This is a genomic window from Streptomyces sp. NPDC104226 (assembly GCF_055584085.1).
In genome coordinates this window covers 87,637-104,754 of sequence record NZ_JBVJMS010000005.1, presented here as the reverse complement: position 1 = coordinate 104,754, position 17,118 = coordinate 87,637, and the positions used below count along the sequence as shown (strand labels likewise).

Sequence of the window (17,118 nt, the reverse complement as noted above, 5' to 3'; positions counted from 1 at the left end):
TCTCCTCATCTTCCCCATGGCGCACTTCGCCATGAGACGGAATTGGCACCTTCCCTAGCCGGGGACCTCGCTGGCGGCGCTGGTATGCGCGATCGCGAGAACCGACTGGAGGGTTGCCGGGGCTTCAACGGGCCGTGTCCCTCTGCCCCTCTGGATGAGCGGTATGGCACCGGCACACGCGCTCTGTGGCGCGCCGGTGCGTTTGTACGCGGGCCCCCCGGCATGCGGTGGGCCATCGCGTTGTTCAAGACTGTAACCGAAGGCCCGGGTGGTTGAGACAGCCGTCCGAACCGCGAGATGGATCACATTTCGGTCCAAACCCGTGAACGACAGTGAAGAACCAGGGAGTGCTGAAGGTGCTGGAAGAGGTGGAGCGCTGGCTGGCAGACCGCTCCTGGTCCGCCGCCGACCGACCGCTCGGCCAGCTGCTTTCCGCCAAGCGGGCAGCGGGGACCACGGTGAGCGTGGTGTTGCCGGCGCTGAACGAGGAGGCGACGGTCGGCGAGATCGTCGAGGTGATCCGGCGCGATCTGATCGAGGGTCTGCCGGTGCCCCTGGTCGACGAGCTCGTCGTGATCGACTCGGGCTCCACGGACCGCACCGCGGAGGTCGCGGCCAAGGCCGGGGCCCGGGTGGTGCACCGCGACGAGGTGCTGCCGCGGATGCCGGCCGTGCCCGGCAAGGGCGAGGTGCTGTGGCGCTCGCTGCTGGCCACCACCGGTGACATCGTCTGCTTCGTCGACGCCGACCTGCGCGATTTCTCGGCCACCTTCGTCTCGGGGATCGTCGGCCCGCTGCTCACCGATCCGGACGTGCGGTTCGTCAAGGCGATGTACGACCGCCCCCTTGGCCAGGAGTTCGGCGACCCGGCCTCCACGCCCTCCGCCAGGGGGCACGGCCAGGGCGGCCGGGTCACGGAGCTGGTGGCCCGCCCCCTCCTCAACCTCCACTGGCCGCTGCTGGCCGGCTTCGTCCAGCCGCTCGGCGGGGAGTACGCCGTACGGCGCGAGCTGCTGGAACGGCTGCCGTTCCCGGTGGGCTACGGGGTCGAGCTGGGCCTGCTGGTGGACGCCCTGCACACGGCCGGACTGGACGCGCTGGCCCAGGTGGACGTCGGCGTACGGCTGCACCGGCACCAGGACGGCCAGGCCCTGGGCCGGATGGCCGCCGCGATCTACCGCACGGCGCAGGTGCGGCTCTCGCGCGGCCACCTCGTACGCCCCGAGCTGACGCAGTTCGAGCGCGGCCCGGAGGGCTTCGTACCGCACACCTACGCCGTGGACACCGAGGAGCGGCCGCCGATGCGGGACATCGAGGAGTACGCACACCGCCGCGTGGCATGAGCGCCCCGCGGCACCCGGTGGTGTGGTCTTCCTCTCGGTCCGGCGGACGCGCAGGCGCCGACGTTTGACCGGAGGCGGGGCGGGCTAGGTTCGCCGCATGGCTTCCCAGGTGCTCGTCGCCGCGAATCGCGGCCCCCTCTCGTACGCCCTCGCCGCGGACGGCACGCTCAGTGCCCGCCGCGGCGGGGGCGGCCTCGTCTCCGGCCTCTCCACCGCCCTCGCCGAGCAGCCGGACGCGCTGTGGATCTGCGCGGCGCTGTCGGACGCGGACCGGGAGGCGGTACGGCGCGGGGTCCGCGAGCCGGGCGTACGGATGCTGCCGATCGACCCGGAGGTCTACGACGGCGCCTACAACGGCATCGCGAACTCGGTGCTGTGGTTCCTCCACCACCACCTGTACGAGATCCCGCGCGAGCCGGTCTTCGACGCGGAGTTCCGGCGGCGCTGGGCTTCGTACGTCGCGTACAACGAGGCCTTCGCGGCGGCGCTGGCCGAGGAGGCCGCCGAGGGCGCGGTGGTCCTGATCCAGGACTACCACCTGGCGCTGGCCCCCGGAATGCTCCGGGAGCTCCGCCCCGACCTGCGGATCGGGCACTTCACGCACACGCCGTGGGCGGCGCCGGAGTTCCTGCGCATGCTGCCGGACGACATCCGCGACCAGCTGCTCCGCGGGATGCTCGGGGCGGACCGCCTCGGCTTCCACACCCGGGAGTGGGCGGACAACTTCCTCGGCAGCGCAGCGGTCGACGGCGAGCGCGGGCCGGCCCGGCTCACGCAGGTGACCCCGTACCCCCTGGGCGTCGACGGCGACGAGCTGCGCGCGCTCGCGCACCGGCAGGAGGTCGACGACAAGCTGGCGGCGCTGCGGGCGGAGATCGGCGGGCTGAAGACGATCGCCCGGGTGGACCGCACGGAGCTGTCGAAGAACATCCTGCGCGGGCTCCTCGCGTACCGGGAGCTCCTGCTCACCCACCCCGAATGGCGGGAGCGGGTCGTCCACCTGGCCTCCGCCTACCCCTCCCGGCAGGACCTGGCCGTCTACCGGGAGTACACGCAGTCGGTGCGGGAGCTGGCGGCGGAGATCAACGCGGAGTTCGGCACGGCCGGCTGGCAGCCGGTGCTCGTCTCCGTCGAGGACGACTTCGCGCGGTCCCTGGCGGTGTACCGGCTGGCGGACGTGGCGCTGGTCAATCCCGTGCGGGACGGCATGAACCTCGTCGCGAAGGAGATCCCGGTGGTCTCGGAGGCGGGGTGCGTGCTGGTGCTCTCCACCGGGGCGGGGGCGTACGAGGAGCTCCGCGCGGACGCGCTGACGGTGAACCCGTACGACGTGACGGCCACGGCGGAGGCGTTGCACGCCGCGCTCACCATGCCGGCGGCGGAGCGCGCGGACCGCACGAAGCGACTGGCGGCAGCCGCCACCGCCCTCCCCCCGACCCAGTGGCTCACCGCCCAACTGAACGCCCTCCGCACCTGAGCGCCCCTGCGGGGCCGTCCCCTACCCGCCCTTCGCCCGTTCCCCGGGACTCCGCCCCGGACCCCGCGCCTCACACGCCGGCGGGGCTGGATGTGCCGCAGCGCGGACCGGGTCCGGGCAGAGCCCGGGGGAACGGGCGAAGGGCGGGTAGGGGACCCCGCCCCACAGGGCCCACCGAGCCGCACCCGCCCACCGGCCGCATCAAGAAGGTCGGCGCAGCTCCGCTGCCAGTGCGGAGAGGAAGGTGACGACCTCGGACGGGCCGGACACGGTCAGGTCCGCGCGGGCGGCGAGTTCCGGGACCTCCGCCGAGCCGCTGCACAGCAGCAGCCCCGGCATGCCGCCGGCCCGCAGCTTCTCCACCGCCGAGTACGCCGCGAGGTCCCCCAGGTCGTCCCCGGCGTAGAGCACCGCCTCCGCGCCCACCTCCGCGAGGTACTCCGTGAGGGCGACGCCCTTGTCCATGCCGGGCGGCCGCAGCTCCAGTACGGCCCGTCCCGGTTCGACCATCAGGCCGTGCCGGGCCGCAAGCCCCGCCAGGGGCTCGCGCAGGGCCGCGAAGGCCGCTTCCGGGTCGGCCGCACGCCGGGTGTGGACGGCCAGCGCCCGGCCCTTCTCCTCGATCCAGGTCCCGCGCCACGCGCCGATCGCGTCCAGGAACCCGGGCAGCTCCGCCCGGACCGCCGCCACCCCCGGGTGCTCGGCCGGAGCGTGCACGATGCCGGTCACGGCGTCCCAGCGCTCGGCTCCGTAGTGCCCGAGCACGACCAGGTGTTCGAGGCCGGAGACCCCGGCGAAGCCCCCGTAGCGGACGGCGACCCCGGCGGGCCGGCCGGTGACGACCGCGATGGAGCCGACCTCGGGGGCGAGGGCGGCGAGCGCGGGGACGGCCCCGGGGTGGGCCCGCGCCTGGTCGGGGTCGGGGACGATGTCGGCGAGGGTGCCGTCGAAGTCGAGCGCGACGACGGAGCGGCGCGGTGTCCGGAGCAGGGCTTCGAGTCCCTCGCGTCCGGCGGTGGTGACGGGCATCGGCAGATCGTGCGGATGGCTCCCCATACGCACGACCCTAACGGCCCAGCCGGGCCACGGCTACGGCGCGGGCCACGACCGCTGCCGCTACCGCCTCGCCCGCTGGGCCTCCCGGATGCGCCGCAGGCGGTTCACGGTGCCCGGTGCGTGCTCCAGCGCCCTGGGATCGTCCATCAGCGCGTTGAGCAGCTGGTAGTACCGGACCGGGGGCATCCCCAGTCCTTCCCTTATGGCCCGTTCCTTGGCGCCCGGCCCGGGCCAGGTGCGGCCTTCGTAGGCCAGTACGGCCGCTTCGTCGGCGCTCAGCCCGGCCGGCGGCCTCTCGTCCGCGTCCGTCATACGGCCAGGTTAACTCCGCCCTCCGACAGCCCCCGGCCCGCGGCTCCCGGCCTCCGGATCAGCGGGGTTCCGCCTTGCGCGCCATCTCCGCGAGGTCCCCGAGGACCTTGTCGGGCTGTCCGCCGGGCTGTACGGCCGTGCCGATGGTCTTCTTGACGTCCTCGCTCACGGCCGCCCAGGACTTCTTGCCCACCGGGTAGAGCCGGGCGTTGGGCAGCGCGTGCAGGAAGGTCTTCAGCTCCGCCGAGGAGGCTCCGGTGGCGGCCTCCATCGCCCGGGAGCCGCTGGTGGTGACCGGGAGCAGGTCGTACTTCTCGGTGAAGGTGGTCACGTTGTTCGCCTCGTACAGGAAGTCCAGGAACTTCCCCGACTGCGTCTGGTGGCCGGTCTTGAAGGCCATCACCCAGTCGGCGACGCCCATCGTCGGGTGGCCGGCCCCGTCGGCGGTCGGCATGGGGGTCATGCCGTACTTCACGCCCTTCGCGGCGGCCTGCTTGAGCAGCGTCGGGTGCCCGTTGAGCATGCCGACCTCGCCGCGCGAGAAGGAGTCGAAGGCGGCCTGGCGGTCCAGCTTGGCCGGTTCGACGGGGCCGGTCAGGCCCGCGCCGACGAGCTTGTCGCGCAGGAACTTCAGGGTGTTGACGTTGTCCGCGGAGTCGATCGCGTAGTTCTCTTCGTTGTCGGCGTAGCCTCCGCCGCCCGCGAGCAGCCACTGCATGGTCTCGGCCTGCGCCTCCTCGCGGCCCAGGGGCAGCGCGAGGGGGGTCGGGACGCCGGCCGCCTTGAGCTTCTTGGCGGCGGCCTCCAGCTCGGCCCAGCTCTTGGGCTGCCAGGGGGTCTTGCCGTCCTTGGGGATGATGCCCGCGTCGGCGAAGAGCTTCTCGTTGTAGAACATCAGCCGGGTGCTGGCCACGAAGGGCAGGCCGTACTGGTTGCGCCTGACCTTGCCCGCGTCGGCGAGCGGGGCGAGGAAGTCGGCCTCGGTGTTCACGGAGAGCAGCTCGTCGGCGGAGTAGAGCTTGCCCTCGGCCGCGTAGTCGGCGTAGGCGCCGATCTGGGCGATGTCGGGGGCGTCGCCGGCCTTGACCATCTCGGCGACCTTGGTGTCGACGTCGGTCCAGGAGTAGACGTCGACCTGGACCTTGATGCCGGGGTTCTTCTTCTCGAAGGACGCGGCGAGGTCCTTCCAGTACGGCTTGGAGGAGTTTTCCGGTTTGTCCCCGTAGTCGGCCGCCACGACCTTGAGGGTGACCTCGTTGTCCCCTGCGAGACCCGACACGGCGCCGCAGCCGGTCAGCGTCACGGTGGTCAGGCACAGTGCGAGGCCGGACGCGGCGAGGTTCAGCCTTCTGGCCTGGACAGTTCGGGCCTTCACAGTTCTCGTTCCACCCCAGGTTGTTCCGTACGATTCGCGTAAAGGTCTACACCACTTTCGGGCGTGGTCAACATCCGGGCCCAAACGTGCACACGGCCTGCACGCGCACACACGTACGGACCGCACTCGCCGCCGAAGGTCCTGAATTTGTATGGCCACTCAACAATCCCTCTCAGTGGACTAGACCTTTGCCCTCCGATCACGCGAGACTGTCACCCGTGAAACCCGTGAAACACGTCATCGCCCTCGATGTGGGCGGCACTGGGATGAAGGCCGCCCTCGTCGCCGCCGACGGCACCCTGCTGCACGAGGCGCGCCGCGCCACCGGCCGCGAGCGGGGCGCCGAAGCCGTCGTCGAGACGATCCAGGACTTCGCCGCCGAGCTCCTCGACCTCGGCCGGGAGCGCTTCGCCACCACCGCCTCCGCGGCCGGCGTGGCCGTCCCCGGCATCGTCGACGCCGAGAACGGGATCGCCGTCTACGCGGCGAACCTGGGCTGGCGCGACGTCCCCATGCGCGAACTGCTCGGCAGACGCCTCGGCGGCATCCCGGTCGCCCTCGGCCACGACGTCCGCACGGGCGGACTCGCCGAGGGCCGCATCGGCGCGGGCCGCGGCGCCGACCGCTTCCTCTTCGTCCCCCTCGGCACCGGCATCGCCGGAGCCATCGGCATCGCCGGCCGCATCGAGGCCGGCGCGCACGGGTACGCGGGCGAGATCGGCCACATCGTGGTCCGCCCCGGCGGCCCCGCCTGCGGCTGCGGCCAGAGCGGCTGCCTGGAGACCCTCGCCTCCGCCTCCGCCGTCAGCCGCGCCTGGGCGGCCGCCTCCGGCGACCCCGAGGCGGACGCCGCGGACTGCGCCAAGGCCGTGGAGTCCGGCGACGAACGCGCCCGGGAGGTCTGGCTCGCCGCCATCGGCGCCCTGGCCGACGGGCTGGTCACCGCGATCACCCTGCTGGACCCGCGCACGCTGATCATCGGTGGCGGACTGGCCGAGGCCGGGGAAACCTTGTTCACACCACTACGGACGGCCGTCGAGGAACGCGTGACGTTCCAGCGGCTGCCCCACATCGTTCCGGCTGCCCTCGGGGACACCGCCGGATGCCTGGGTGCAGGGCTGCTCGCCTGGGATCTACTCGCCACGGAGGTACCTGCCTGATGTCCGGAAGCGCACATGTGGGCCGTAGCACCGTTCTCTCCGGCGCCGACGTGGTGCTGCCCACGGGCATCGTCAAGGGCGGGCGCCTCATCGTCGACGGCGACCGCATCGCCGGCAGCGCCCACGAGGACGCGGCCGTCGTCGACCTGACCGGGCACTGGATCGTCCCCGGCTTCGTCGACATGCACAACCACGGCGGCGGCGGCGCCTCCTTCACCTCCGGCACCGCCGAGGAGGTGCTCAAGGGCGTACGGACCCACCGCGAGCACGGCACCACCACCCTGGTCGCCTCCACCGTCACCGGCGACCTGGACGAGCTCGCCCGCCGCGCCGGGCTCCTCGCCGAGCTGACCCAGCAGGGCGACATCGCGGGCATCCACTTCGAGGGCCCCTTCATCAACCCCTGCCGCAAGGGCGCGCACAAGGAAGACCTCCTGCGCGACCCCGACCCGGCCGAGGTCCGCAAGCTGATCGACGCCTCGCACGGCGCCGCCCGCATGTTCACCCTCGCCACCGAGCTCCCCGGCGGCCTGGACTCCGTACGGCTGCTCGCCGAGCACGGGGTCATCGCGGCGATCGGCCACACGGACTCCACCTACGAGCAGACCCTCGAAGCCATCGAGGCCGGCGCGACCGTGGCCACCCACCTCTACAACGCGATGCCGGGCCTGGAGCACCGCGCCCCCGGCCCCATCGCGGCCCTGCTGGAGGACGAGCGGGTCACCGTCGAGCTGATCAACGACGGCACCCACCTGCACCCGGCCATGCTGGAGCTGGCCTTCCACCACGCGGGCGCGCACCGGGTGGCGCTCATCACCGACGCGATGGACGCGGCCGGCTTCGGCGACGGGATCTACCACCTCGGCCCGCTGGAGGTCGAGGTCAAGGAGGGCGTCGCCCGCCTCGTCGAGGGCGGCTCCATCGCCGGCTCCACCCTCACCCTGGACACCGCCTTCAAGCGGTCGGTCACCCTCGACAAGCTTCCCGTCGAGTCCGTGGTCCAGGCGATCTCCGCCAACCCGGCCAAGCTGATCGGCGTCTACGACCGGGTCGGCTCGCTGGAGCCCGGCAAGTACGCGGACCTCGTCGTCCTCGACGCCGCCTTCGACGTCCGCGGCGTCATGCGGCGCGGCGAGTGGATCGTGAACCCGCTCGGCTGACGCGAGCCGCCCGCGGCGGGCGGAACGGGGCAGGGCCGGGCGGGCCGCGACGGGCCCGCCCGCCCCGGACGCCCACGCCCGGCCCGGACTCCCGCGCCCGGCCGACCCCCGGGGGCTGGGCTCGCGGCCCCCCGTTTGGCATGATCCCCGCACACACCGAGACCGGGGCCCGCCATGATCCTGACCGTGACGCTCAACACCGCACTCGACGTCACCTACCGCGTACCGCGCCTGCTCGCGCACGCCTCCCACCGCGTCACCGAGGTCACCGAACGGCCCGGCGGCAAGGGCCTGAACGTGGCCCGCGTGCTCGCCGCGATCGGCCACGAGGTCACCGCGACCGGCTTCGCGGGCGGCCCCACGGGCCACCTCGTACGCGAACTGCTCGCCACCTCCTCCCCCGGCGTCCGCGACGAGCTGGTCCCCTGCACGGGCACCACCCGGCGCACCCTCGCCGTCGTCGACGAGGCCTCCGGGGACACCACGCAGTTCAACGAACCCGGCCCGCTGATCACCGCCGCCGAGTGGTCCGGGTTCCTCTCCCGCTACGAGGCCCTGCTGACGGGCGGCGCCCGCGCGGTGGCCCTGTGCGGCAGCCTGCCCCCGGGCGTGCCCGTGGGGGCCTACGCCACCCTCGTACGGGCGGCCCGCACGGCCGGCGTGCCCGTCCTCCTCGACACCAGCGGCGAGGCCCTGCGCCGCGGGGTCGCCGCCCGCCCCGACGTGATCAAACCGAACGCCGCCGAGCTCGCCGAGCTGACCGGGTCCCGCGAACCGCTCCCCGCCACCCGCGACGCCCGCCGGCGCGGGGCCCACGCGGTGGTCACCTCGCTCGGCCCCGACGGACTGCTCGCCGCCACCGCCCTGGGCACCTGGCGGGCGGCCCCGCCCCGCGCCCTGACGGGCAACCCCACCGGCGCGGGCGACTCCGCCGTCGCCGGCCTCCTCTCGGCCCTCACCGAAGGCCTGGCCTGGCCGGACCGCCTGACCCGCGCGGTCGCCCTCTCGGCAGCCACGGTCACGTCCCCCACGGCGGGAGACTTCGACCCCCGCACCTACGAGGAGGTACGGGGGTCGGTGAAGGTCACGGAGGGGGCGTAGTGCCCTCCGAGCGGACTCAGCGCTTCTCGAGGACGAACTGGTCGATGACCGCCTCGCAGGAGTTGCCCGACTCGCAGGAGATCTTGATGGTGTTCGTGCCCTGCTTGAGGTTCACGTACGAGTAGGTGTTGGTCCACCCCTTCGCCCAGTCGCCCTCGCCGGCCTTCGCGAAGTTCTTCATGTTGATCGCACGGCTCTGCGCCTGGCCGTTGATCGTCAGCGTCATGTTGGCGTCCTTGCCCGGCACGCCGTAGAACATCCGGAAGGTGTACTCGGCGGCCTTGGGGACCTCTAGCGTCCAGGTCACGGCGGCACCCTGCTGGGTGAACTGGCCCACGTACTGACCGCCCGAGCTCTTGGCGCCCGGCACCGTGCTCTCCAGCGCGGCGCCCCCGCTGATGACCATGCCGGAGCCGCCCGCGTCGCCCTTGGGCAGCGGGGCGTCCGGGGATGCGGAGCCGCTCGGCGGGCCCGAGGGGGTGTTGGAGGCGGGGGCCGACGGGCTCTGGCCCGTGTTCGCCGTGTTCTTGGTCTTGTCGGTGTCTTCCTTCTTGCCGAAGATCACCGCCGCGCCGATGCCGATCGCCACCGCGGCGACCACCGCGACGGCCGCGATGAGCATGCCCTTGCGGCTGGAGCCGCCGCCGCCGTGTCCACCGCCGGAGCCCGGCAGCGGGACGGACTGGGTGTACTGCGGAGCCTGCTGCTGCGGCGGAACGCCGTAACCGCCCGCCTGCAGCGCCTCGGGGGCCTGGTACTGCGCCTGGTAGGCCGGGGGCTGCTGGGGGCCCTGCTGATAGGGAACGGGCCCGCGCTGTCCGCGCTGGGGCCGGTCACCGACGGTGCGGACCTGGTTGTACGAGGTGCGGGGCACGCCCGGCTGAGCGCCGGCCGGTCCCGGGTAGCCGTACCCGCCGCCCTGCCCGGGCGGGGTGGCACCCGCGGCCTGGCCGTCCTCGTAGAGGTAGCCGAACGGGTCGTCATCCTCGGGCTGGTTCGCCCCGTTGTTCGGGCCGTGGTTCGCGGGCGTCGTCATCGCAGGTCACTCCTTTCGACCCCGGGGAGCCTACCCCGAACAGGTGCGCCCACGGGCGGCCCGAGAGTTTACCCGGCCCGGCGGTGCGCCTTCGAACGGGACCGCTTCTCGATGTACATGCGCTGGTCGGCCGAGCGCAGCACCTCGTCCGCCGACATGCCGCAGCTCGCCCAGCCGATGCCGAAACTGGCTCCCACGCGGACCGCGCGGCCGTCGACCCGGATCGGCGGGATGATCGCGTTGCGCAGCCGCACGGCGAGGTCGGCGGCGTCGGCGGCGCCCAGCCCGTCGGCGAGGACGACGAACTCGTCACCGCCCAGCCGGGCCACCGTGTCCCCGTCCCGGACACCGGTGGTCAGCCGCCGGGCCACTTCGATCAGGACCGCGTCGCCGGTGTGGTGCCCGAACCGGTCGTTGATCGACTTGAACCCGTCGAGGTCGCAGAAGAGCACCGCGAGCCCCTTCGTACCGTCGTCGATGTCCGTCGCCGGCGCGACCGTGTGCACGTGGTGGTCGTACGGGCCCACCCCGGCCGGGCCGCCGCCCGCGCCACCGGGCCCGCCCACGCCGCCGGGGAACTCGAAGGGCTCCGGAAAACCGTCGGGCCGGAACCCGTGCTCGCCGTGGTCCCCGCGCTCGCCGTGTACCCCGTGGCCCTCCCCCGGGGGCCGCGTCTCGAAGGCGGCGTCCAGCGCCTCCACGGCGGTGGCGCGCACCGACTGCGGGCGGCGGCAGAGCCGGGCCCCGAGCCGGGAGCGGAGCTCGGCACTGTTGGGCAGGCCGGTCAGCGAGTCGTGGCTGGCCCGGTGGGCGAGCTGCAGCTCGTGCCGCTTGCGCTCCTCGATGTCCTCGACGTGGGTGAGCAGGAAGCGCGGCCCGTCGGCGGCGTCGGCGACGACGGAGTTGCGCAGCGAGACCCAGACGTACGTACCGTCGCGCCGGCCGAGTCTGAGCTCGGCGCGGCCACCCTCGGCGGAGGTGCGCAGCAGGGTGCCGATGTCCTCGGGGTGCACGAGGTCGGAGAAGGAGTAGCGGCGCAGCACGGAGGCGGGCCGTCCCAGCAGCCGGCACAGCGCGTCGTTGGTGCGCAGCAGGCGGCCGTGCTGGTCCCCGCCCATCTCGGCGATGGCCATGCCGCTCGGCGCGTACTCGAAGGCCTGGCGGAACGACTCTTCACTGGCGCGCAGGGCTTGCTGTTCGCGCTCCAGGCGGACCAGGGCCCGCTGCATGTTGGCGCGGAGCCGGGCGTTGCTGATGGCAATCGCGGCCTGGAAGGCGTACATCTGGAGCGCTTCGCGGCCCCAGGCGCCGGGCCGGCGTCCGTTGCGCGGGCGGTCGACGGAGACCACGCCGAGCAGTTCGCCGCCGGAGGCGTACATGGGGGCGTAGAGCCGGTCCTCGGGGTGCCACTCGTCCTCGAACCGCGGGTCGGGGCCCTCGGTGTGCCACTGCGGGACGTCGTCCTCGACGAGGACCCAGCCCTCGGTGTGCGGGATGAAGCGCAGGCCGTCCCAGTTCTCGCCCATCGTCAGGCGGCGTTCCCAGGAGGCGCGCGAGCCGACGCGGCCGGTGATCAGGGCTTCTGCGGCGGGGTCTCCGGCGAAGGCGGCGACGACCAGATCACCGTCGGGGCGAACGAGGTTGACGCAGGCGAGTTCGTAGCCGAGGCCGAGGACGATGCCGTCGACGACGGTCTGCAGGGTGTCCGCCAGGCTCCTGGCCGTGTTGAGCTCGGCCACCACCCGGTGCAGCTGCCGCAGGGTCGCAAGACGGACGTACGGCTCCGACTCGGTCTCCATTGCTCGCTCTCCCCGAGACCTCGACAGCAACTCCAGGTTTGCATCGGCGCTTCGTTGCGGTGTCCCGTCCACTGAATCACAGTGAGCTGTGCGGCAGGTACACAGGGTCAACAAATCTTGCTCTCTGTGACTCAAGTCACATGAGATGAATAGGTACGGTCGCCACCCCGCCCCACTCGGGTTCATTCCGGCCGGTTCGCCCGATCTGTTCCCGGCAGCAAACGATACGCCGGGACTACGGCGGTCCGGGGCGGCCTGGGCCGTCTCTTTCGGATCTTGTCGGGCCCGCAAGATCCGAAAGAGACGGCCTAGGCCAACGGGCGGGGGCGCTGCTCGGACTTCAGCCCGATGCGCCGCGCGAGGGGTGACAGTAGCGTCCCGAACGTGCCCCTTACGACCCCTGTGACACCACTTTCCGTACCCGCACCCCATGCTGAGGGGGTGAGCAACGACGAGTTCCGGGCCGCGATGTCCCGACTGGCGGCGGGCGTGTGCCTGATCACCGCGCAGGAGCCGCCCCTGTCGGCCGGCGGGCCGCGGGGCGAGGACGTCGGCATGACGGCCACCGCCTTCATGTCCGTGTCCCTGGAACCACCGCTGGTCCTCGTCAGCGTGCGCGAGGGCTCCCGGATGGACGACCTGCTGGCCGAGCAGCCGCTGTGGGCGGTATCGGTGCTCGCCGACCACCAGCTCCAGGTCGCGAGCCGGTTCTCGATGAAGAACCGCATCAGCGACCGGCTGCTCTTCGCGGACCTGCCCCACACCCGCGGCGGCGTCTCCGGCGCCCCGCTGCTGTCGGGGGCGCTGGCCACCCTGGAGTGCCGTACGGAGAACCGCGTCGAGGCGGGCGACCACACGCTGGTCATCGGCCACGTCCTCACCGCCGCCCAGCCGGCGCCGGACTCCGCGCCGCTGACGTACTTCCGGGGGCGCTACCGGCACCTGGAGGCCTGAGCCCCCTTCGGCCCGAGTCCCCTTCGGTCCCGAGTCCGCCTTCCCCCCGGCCCTACCAATCCCGCGCCGTGCGGCCCCGCTTGGTCTCGCCGCGGGCCTTCTTCTCGCGCAGCCGCCGCTCGTTGATCCCCCGGGGGATCTTCGTCGCCCGGCGCGCCTTCGGCGGTGGCGCCGTGGCCTCGGCCAGCAGCGCGGCCAGCCGGACCAGCGCCATCTCCCGGTTGCGGAACTGCGAGCGGTGCTCGGAGGCCCGTACCGTCACCACCCCGTCGACCAGCCGGGAGGCGAGGCGCTCCAGCGCCCGCTCCTTCCACACGTCGGGCAGCGACTTCGTCGCCGCGACGTCGAAGAGGAGCTCCACGCGCGAGTCCGAGGTGTTCACGTGCTGGCCGCCCGGCCCCGAGGACCGCGAAAAGCGCCAGGCGAGCTCGCCCTCGGGGAGCACGACCGAACCGCGGATGACATAGGGACCAGGCATGCCTCCTATGATCCGTGCCCGCCGGGACCCCGTCACCCGCATTTCCCGGACCCGTACCCCACCGGTACCCCACCGGATCGCCGACCGGATCGCGGACATTTCCGCGGATGCGGAACCTGGCGGCCCTCTCCCCGCGTTATGGAGGTCAGCGGTAACTTGGGCAGCCTCACGGTCGATACGACAAGTGAGACCAAGTGAGACTAGGAAGGGACACCAGTCACCATGGCAGTAAGCCTCTCCAAGGGCGGAAACGTCTCGCTCAGCAAGGAGGCCCCGGGCCTCGCGGCCGTCACGGTCGGCCTGGGCTGGGACACCCGCACGACCACCGGTGTCGACTTCGACCTGGACGCCTCGGCCATCGCGGTCAACGCGCTCGGCAAGGTCGTCTCCGACGGCCACTTCGTCTTCTTCAACAACAAGTCCACCCCGGACCAGACCATCGTGCACACCGGTGACAACCGCACCGGCGAGGGCGCGGGCGACGACGAGGCCATCAACGTCAACCTCGCCGGCCTGCCGGCCGACGTGGACAAGATCGTCTTCCCGGTCTCCATCTACGACGCCGAGACCCGCAGCCAGAACTTCGGCCAGGTCCGCAACGCGTACATCCGCGTCGTGAACCAGGCCGGCGGCGCCGAGATCGCCCGCTACGACCTCTCCGAGGACGCGGCGACCGAGACCGCCATGGTCTTCGGCGAGCTGTACCGCAACGGCGCCGAGTGGAAGTTCCGCGCCGTCGGCCAGGGCTACGCCTCCGGCCTGACCGGCATCGCCCAGGACTTCGGCGTCAACGTCTGACCCTGAGCGCCCGCGTCCCAGGACGCGTCTGTTCTGGAGCCCCCTCCCGGCCGTCCGGGGAGGGGGCTTCGCTACCGTTCGGTACGTGATCCTCCTGCCGCTCGCTCCCCTCGAGGACGGCGCCCTGCCGGGCCCGCTCCTCACCGAAATCGCCACGCTCTACGCGACCAACCACGCGTTCTTCGAGCTCAGCGGCGATTTCCCCGACCCCGGCCGCATCACGGTCGAGCAGGTCGCCGCCGCCCTCGCCGACGAGCTCGCGCACGAGGGAGCCGAGGTCCTCCTCGCCCGCTCCGCCGGACGCCTCGTAGGCCTGGCCGCCACCCTCGCCCGGCACCCCGATCCGGCCTCCGAGGACCCCGATCCGTGGATCGGCCTGCTGCTCATCGACGCCACCGCGCACCGCGAGGGATACGGCCGCGCCGTGGTCGCCATGGTCGAGGACCGCTTCCGCGATGCGGGACGGTCGGGCGTACGGATCGCCGTCCTCGACGCCAACGACAAGGCCCTCGCCTTCTGGCAGTCCCAGGGCTACGTCACCCTGCGCCGGGGGGCCGCCGACCGCGAGATGGGCCGCCCCTGCACGGTCCTGCGCAAGGCGCTGTAGGCGGAGCTACGGCGCCGAAGGCGCCTTGGCGGCCTTGGGGGCCTTGGGGCGGTCCTTCCCGTACAGCCACACGTCCCAGACCTTCGTGAGGTCACGGCCCGTCTTCTCCTCCGCGTAGGCGGTGAAGTCGGCCGTGCTCGCGTTCCCGTGCCGGTGGTCGGCCGCCCAGCCCCGGACGAGGGCGAAGAACTTCTCGTCGCCGACCTCCTGCCGGACCCGCTGCAGGACCATCGCCCCGCGCCCGTACACCGGTGAAGCGGAGATCTCCTTCGGGCTGCGCGGGGCGGCCGGCGGGAAGGCGTCCCAGTCCGAGCCCGCCGCCGCGTCGACGCGGGTGTCCCCGGCGACGTAGGCGTCGAAGTGCTGCTGCGCGCTCGGACCGCCGTGGTCCTCGGACCACAGCCACTCGGCGTAGGTGGCGAAACCCTCGTTGAGCCACATGTCCTTCCAGGACTTCGGCGACACCGAGTCCCCGAACCACTGATGCGCCAGCTCGTGCAGCACCAGCTCCTCGCTGCCCGGCGCCCCCGGGAACACCGGCCGGGTCTGCGTCTCCAGCGCGTAGCCGAGGCTGTGCGCGGGCAGCACGATCGCGCCCGTCGCCGAGAAGGGGTACGGGCCGAACCGCCCGATGCCCCACTCCACCATCTCGGGCAGCCGCGCGAGCACCGGCTCGCTCGCCGCCGCCTCCCCGGGCGAGACCGCCGTGTAGACGGGGATCCCCGAAGCGGTCCGCCCCGTCGTCACCTTGAACTTCCCGACGGCCACGGTCGCCAGGTAGCTCGCCATCGGCTCCGCGGAGTGCCAGGCGAACACGGTCCGCCCGTCGCCCTCCCCGCCCTCACCGGGCTCCTCCGTACGGGAGCGCAGCTCGCCGTTGGACACGGCCTCGTACCCGCGGGGGACGGTCACCGTGATGTCGTACGTAGCCTTGTCGCTCGGGTGGTGGTTCCCCGGGAACCAGGCCATCGACCCGACGGGTTCGCCGACGCCCACCGCGCCCTTGCCGCCCGGGGTGTCCCCTCGCGTGACGATCCACCCCTCCTCGGACCCGTCGGGGTCGGTGACCACCTTGGGCCGGCCGGAGTAGTCGATCTCCGTACGGAAGACCTCGCCCTTCTCCAGGTCCTCGGCGGGGCGCACCGTCAGCTCGTTGCCGGTGTGGTTGAAACGGGCCCCGACGCCCTGCACGCTCACGCCCTCCACCTCCAGCCCGCTCAGGTCGAGGTTGAAGGAGCTGAGCCCCTGCTCGGCACGGGCGGTGATCACGGCGGTGGCGTGCAGCTGCCCGTCGGCCGGGTCGTAGTCGAGGTCCAGGGAGTAGTGCTCGACCTGGTAGCCGCCGTTGCCGGCCTTGGGGAAGAACGGGTCGCGCACCCCCGACGCACCCGGCCGCCCCTGCACGGTCTCCCCCGTACAGCCCGTGGTGAGGGCGAGCAGGGTGGCGACGGCGGGGGCGGCGAGGCGGGAGAGAACGCGGTGATGCACGCGTTCGAGACTACGTCCCGGGACGCTGGTCCTCGTTACTTGGCGAGGGCGTCCACGCCGGCCTTGGCGAACTTCTCGTCCAGGTCACCGCTCGGGGCGCCGGCCACGCCGACACCCGCGACCGGGGCGCCGTCGGCCTGGACGGGGGTCCCGCCGCCGAGGAAGAGGGTGCCGGGGATGTCCTTCAGGTTCGGGGCCTGCGCGAGGCGGCCGGCGAGGACCGAGGTCGGGGCGTTCCAGGACACGGCGGTGTAGGCCTTGCGCTGCGCCGAGTCGTAGGACTGCGGGCCGGCGCCGTCACCGCGGAGCGTGACGATGGTGTTGCCGTTGCGGTCGACGACGGCGACGGTCACCTTCTGGTTCTCCTTCTCGGCGGCGTCCAGCGCGGCCTGGGCGGCGCGGGTGGCGGCGTCGATGGTGAGGTGCGTGGTGGTGGTGAAGTTCTTCTTGTCGCCGTCCTTCTTCGCAACGGCGACGGCCGGAGCGGAGGCCGGGGCGGCGTTGGCGCTGACCGCGCCGAAGGCTCCCGCGCCGAGGGCGACGGCGACGGCGGTACCGGTGAGAACGCGGGTGCGGGTCTTCATGTCTGCTGCTCCTGTGAACGTCGGCACGGCGGGCTGTCCTGCCGTTGCTCCAAGCCTCTCCCCGCCACCCCCACCACCCCGTCCCCGTACCGGCTCCGAACCCGCCCCCCACCGGTTGACGCCGGGGTCAACCGATCGGCTGATGCGCGATGGTCCTCCGGACGGCAAACCTGAACCCCCAACCCCCTCCGCCCCAGCCGCACGGGTCCCTCCCAGCCGTCCGGCGCCCGAACACCGGGCGCAGCGAACCCAGCCGTCCGGCGCTTGAGGACCGGGGTCCGGGGCGGAGCCCCAGGGGTCCGGGCGCAGCCCGGCACCCCTCCCCAGCCCGTCCGGCGCTTGAGGACCGGGACCCGGCCCTTCCAGCCGTCCGGCGTTTGAGGACCGGGG

General features: G+C 72.7%; 16 protein-coding genes and 1 riboswitch. Of the genes, 8 read left to right on the top strand and 8 right to left on the bottom strand.

The features are described from left to right. Positions 1-2 precede the first annotated feature (2 nt). A riboswitch (SAM riboswitch) is annotated at positions 3-161 on the bottom strand. Positions 162-356: 195 nt separating this feature from the next. Both ACZ60J_RS16900 and ACZ60J_RS16895 read left to right on the top strand, forming a co-directional pair. Then, positions 357-1,343, top strand: a complete 987-nt coding sequence (locus ACZ60J_RS16900) for a glucosyl-3-phosphoglycerate synthase (RefSeq protein ID WP_469683248.1) — start codon at positions 357-359, stop codon at positions 1,341-1,343. Positions 1,344-1,440: 97 nt separating this feature from the next. After that, on the top strand, positions 1,441-2,820 hold the full coding sequence (locus tag ACZ60J_RS16895; protein ID WP_469682602.1) for an alpha,alpha-trehalose-phosphate synthase (UDP-forming): 1,380 nt from the start codon (positions 1,441-1,443) through the stop codon (positions 2,818-2,820). Between the two features lie 201 nt (positions 2,821-3,021). On the opposite strand, the gene otsB is transcribed toward ACZ60J_RS16895, so the two are convergent. From otsB to ACZ60J_RS16880, 3 genes are read right to left on the bottom strand one after another with little or no spacing between them, the layout of a single operon-like run. Continuing rightward, the gene (gene otsB / locus ACZ60J_RS16890; protein ID WP_469682601.1) at positions 3,022-3,876 is read right to left on the bottom strand and encodes a trehalose-phosphatase; all 855 of its coding nucleotides are present in this window, start codon (positions 3,874-3,876) and stop codon (positions 3,022-3,024) included. A gap of 60 nt (positions 3,877-3,936) precedes the next feature. Then, positions 3,937-4,188: a DUF3263 domain-containing protein gene (locus tag ACZ60J_RS16885; protein ID WP_250744542.1), complete on the bottom strand. Its 252-nt coding sequence runs from the start codon at positions 4,186-4,188 to the stop codon at positions 3,937-3,939. A gap of 58 nt (positions 4,189-4,246) precedes the next feature. Beyond that, positions 4,247-5,563, bottom strand: coding sequence for an extracellular solute-binding protein (locus ACZ60J_RS16880; RefSeq protein WP_469682599.1), 1,317 nt, complete (start codon positions 5,561-5,563; stop codon positions 4,247-4,249). Between the two features lie 227 nt (positions 5,564-5,790). On the opposite strand from ACZ60J_RS16880, the gene ACZ60J_RS16875 reads away from it, so the two are divergent. The 3 genes from ACZ60J_RS16875 (at position 5,791) to ACZ60J_RS16865 (ending at position 8,984) form a co-directional block, all read left to right on the top strand. Beyond that, positions 5,791-6,723 carry an ROK family protein gene (locus ACZ60J_RS16875; protein WP_274551720.1) on the top strand — a complete coding sequence of 311 codons (933 nt, stop codon included), beginning with the start codon at positions 5,791-5,793 and terminating at the stop codon, positions 6,721-6,723. Next, positions 6,723-7,883, top strand: a complete 1,161-nt coding sequence (gene nagA, locus ACZ60J_RS16870) for an N-acetylglucosamine-6-phosphate deacetylase (RefSeq protein ID WP_469682597.1) — start codon at positions 6,723-6,725, stop codon at positions 7,881-7,883. Before ACZ60J_RS16875 ends, nagA begins: the two co-directional genes overlap by 1 nt. A gap of 174 nt (positions 7,884-8,057) precedes the next feature. After that, on the top strand, positions 8,058-8,984 hold the full coding sequence (locus tag ACZ60J_RS16865) for a 1-phosphofructokinase family hexose kinase (protein WP_469682596.1): 927 nt from the start codon (positions 8,058-8,060) through the stop codon (positions 8,982-8,984). 16 nt (positions 8,985-9,000) lie between these two features. Here the strand turns inward: ACZ60J_RS16865 and ACZ60J_RS16860 are convergent, their stop codons facing one another. Together ACZ60J_RS16860 and cdgB are read right to left on the bottom strand one after the other, a co-directional pair. Then, positions 9,001-10,020 (bottom strand): CBM35 domain-containing protein, encoded by a 1,020-nt coding sequence (locus ACZ60J_RS16860; RefSeq protein WP_469682594.1) that lies wholly within the window; start codon positions 10,018-10,020, stop codon positions 9,001-9,003. 68 nt (positions 10,021-10,088) lie between these two features. Further along, positions 10,089-11,819 carry a diguanylate cyclase CdgB gene (gene cdgB, locus ACZ60J_RS16855; protein ID WP_469682592.1) on the bottom strand — a complete coding sequence of 577 codons (1,731 nt, stop codon included), beginning with the start codon at positions 11,817-11,819 and terminating at the stop codon, positions 10,089-10,091. Positions 11,820-12,167: 348 nt separating this feature from the next. Between cdgB and ACZ60J_RS16850 the strand changes: the two genes are divergently transcribed. Beyond that, positions 12,168-12,773 carry a flavin reductase family protein gene (locus ACZ60J_RS16850; RefSeq protein ID WP_469682590.1) on the top strand — a complete coding sequence of 202 codons (606 nt, stop codon included), beginning with the start codon at positions 12,168-12,170 and terminating at the stop codon, positions 12,771-12,773. A gap of 52 nt (positions 12,774-12,825) precedes the next feature. Here the strand turns inward: ACZ60J_RS16850 and arfB are convergent, their stop codons facing one another. After that, positions 12,826-13,251 (bottom strand): alternative ribosome rescue aminoacyl-tRNA hydrolase ArfB, encoded by a 426-nt coding sequence (arfB, locus tag ACZ60J_RS16845; RefSeq protein WP_254386643.1) that lies wholly within the window; start codon positions 13,249-13,251, stop codon positions 12,826-12,828. Positions 13,252-13,473: 222 nt separating this feature from the next. On the opposite strand from arfB, the gene ACZ60J_RS16840 reads away from it, so the two are divergent. Both ACZ60J_RS16840 and ACZ60J_RS16835 read left to right on the top strand, forming a co-directional pair. Continuing rightward, a complete protein-coding gene (locus ACZ60J_RS16840) occupies positions 13,474-14,049 on the top strand; it encodes a TerD family protein (protein WP_327253510.1) in 576 nt (191 codons plus the stop codon). Positions 14,050-14,134: 85 nt separating this feature from the next. Continuing rightward, on the top strand, positions 14,135-14,656 hold the full coding sequence (locus ACZ60J_RS16835; RefSeq protein ID WP_469682588.1) for a GNAT family N-acetyltransferase: 522 nt from the start codon (positions 14,135-14,137) through the stop codon (positions 14,654-14,656). Between the two features lie 6 nt (positions 14,657-14,662). Here ACZ60J_RS16835 and ACZ60J_RS16830 read toward each other — a convergent pair whose 3' ends face one another. Beyond that, a complete protein-coding gene (locus ACZ60J_RS16830) occupies positions 14,663-16,144 on the bottom strand; it encodes a M1 family metallopeptidase (protein WP_469682587.1) in 1,482 nt (493 codons plus the stop codon). Between the two features lie 35 nt (positions 16,145-16,179). Then, on the bottom strand, positions 16,180-16,728 hold the full coding sequence (locus ACZ60J_RS16825; RefSeq protein WP_469682586.1) for a GlcG/HbpS family heme-binding protein: 549 nt from the start codon (positions 16,726-16,728) through the stop codon (positions 16,180-16,182). Positions 16,729-17,118: the final 390 nt, after the last annotated feature.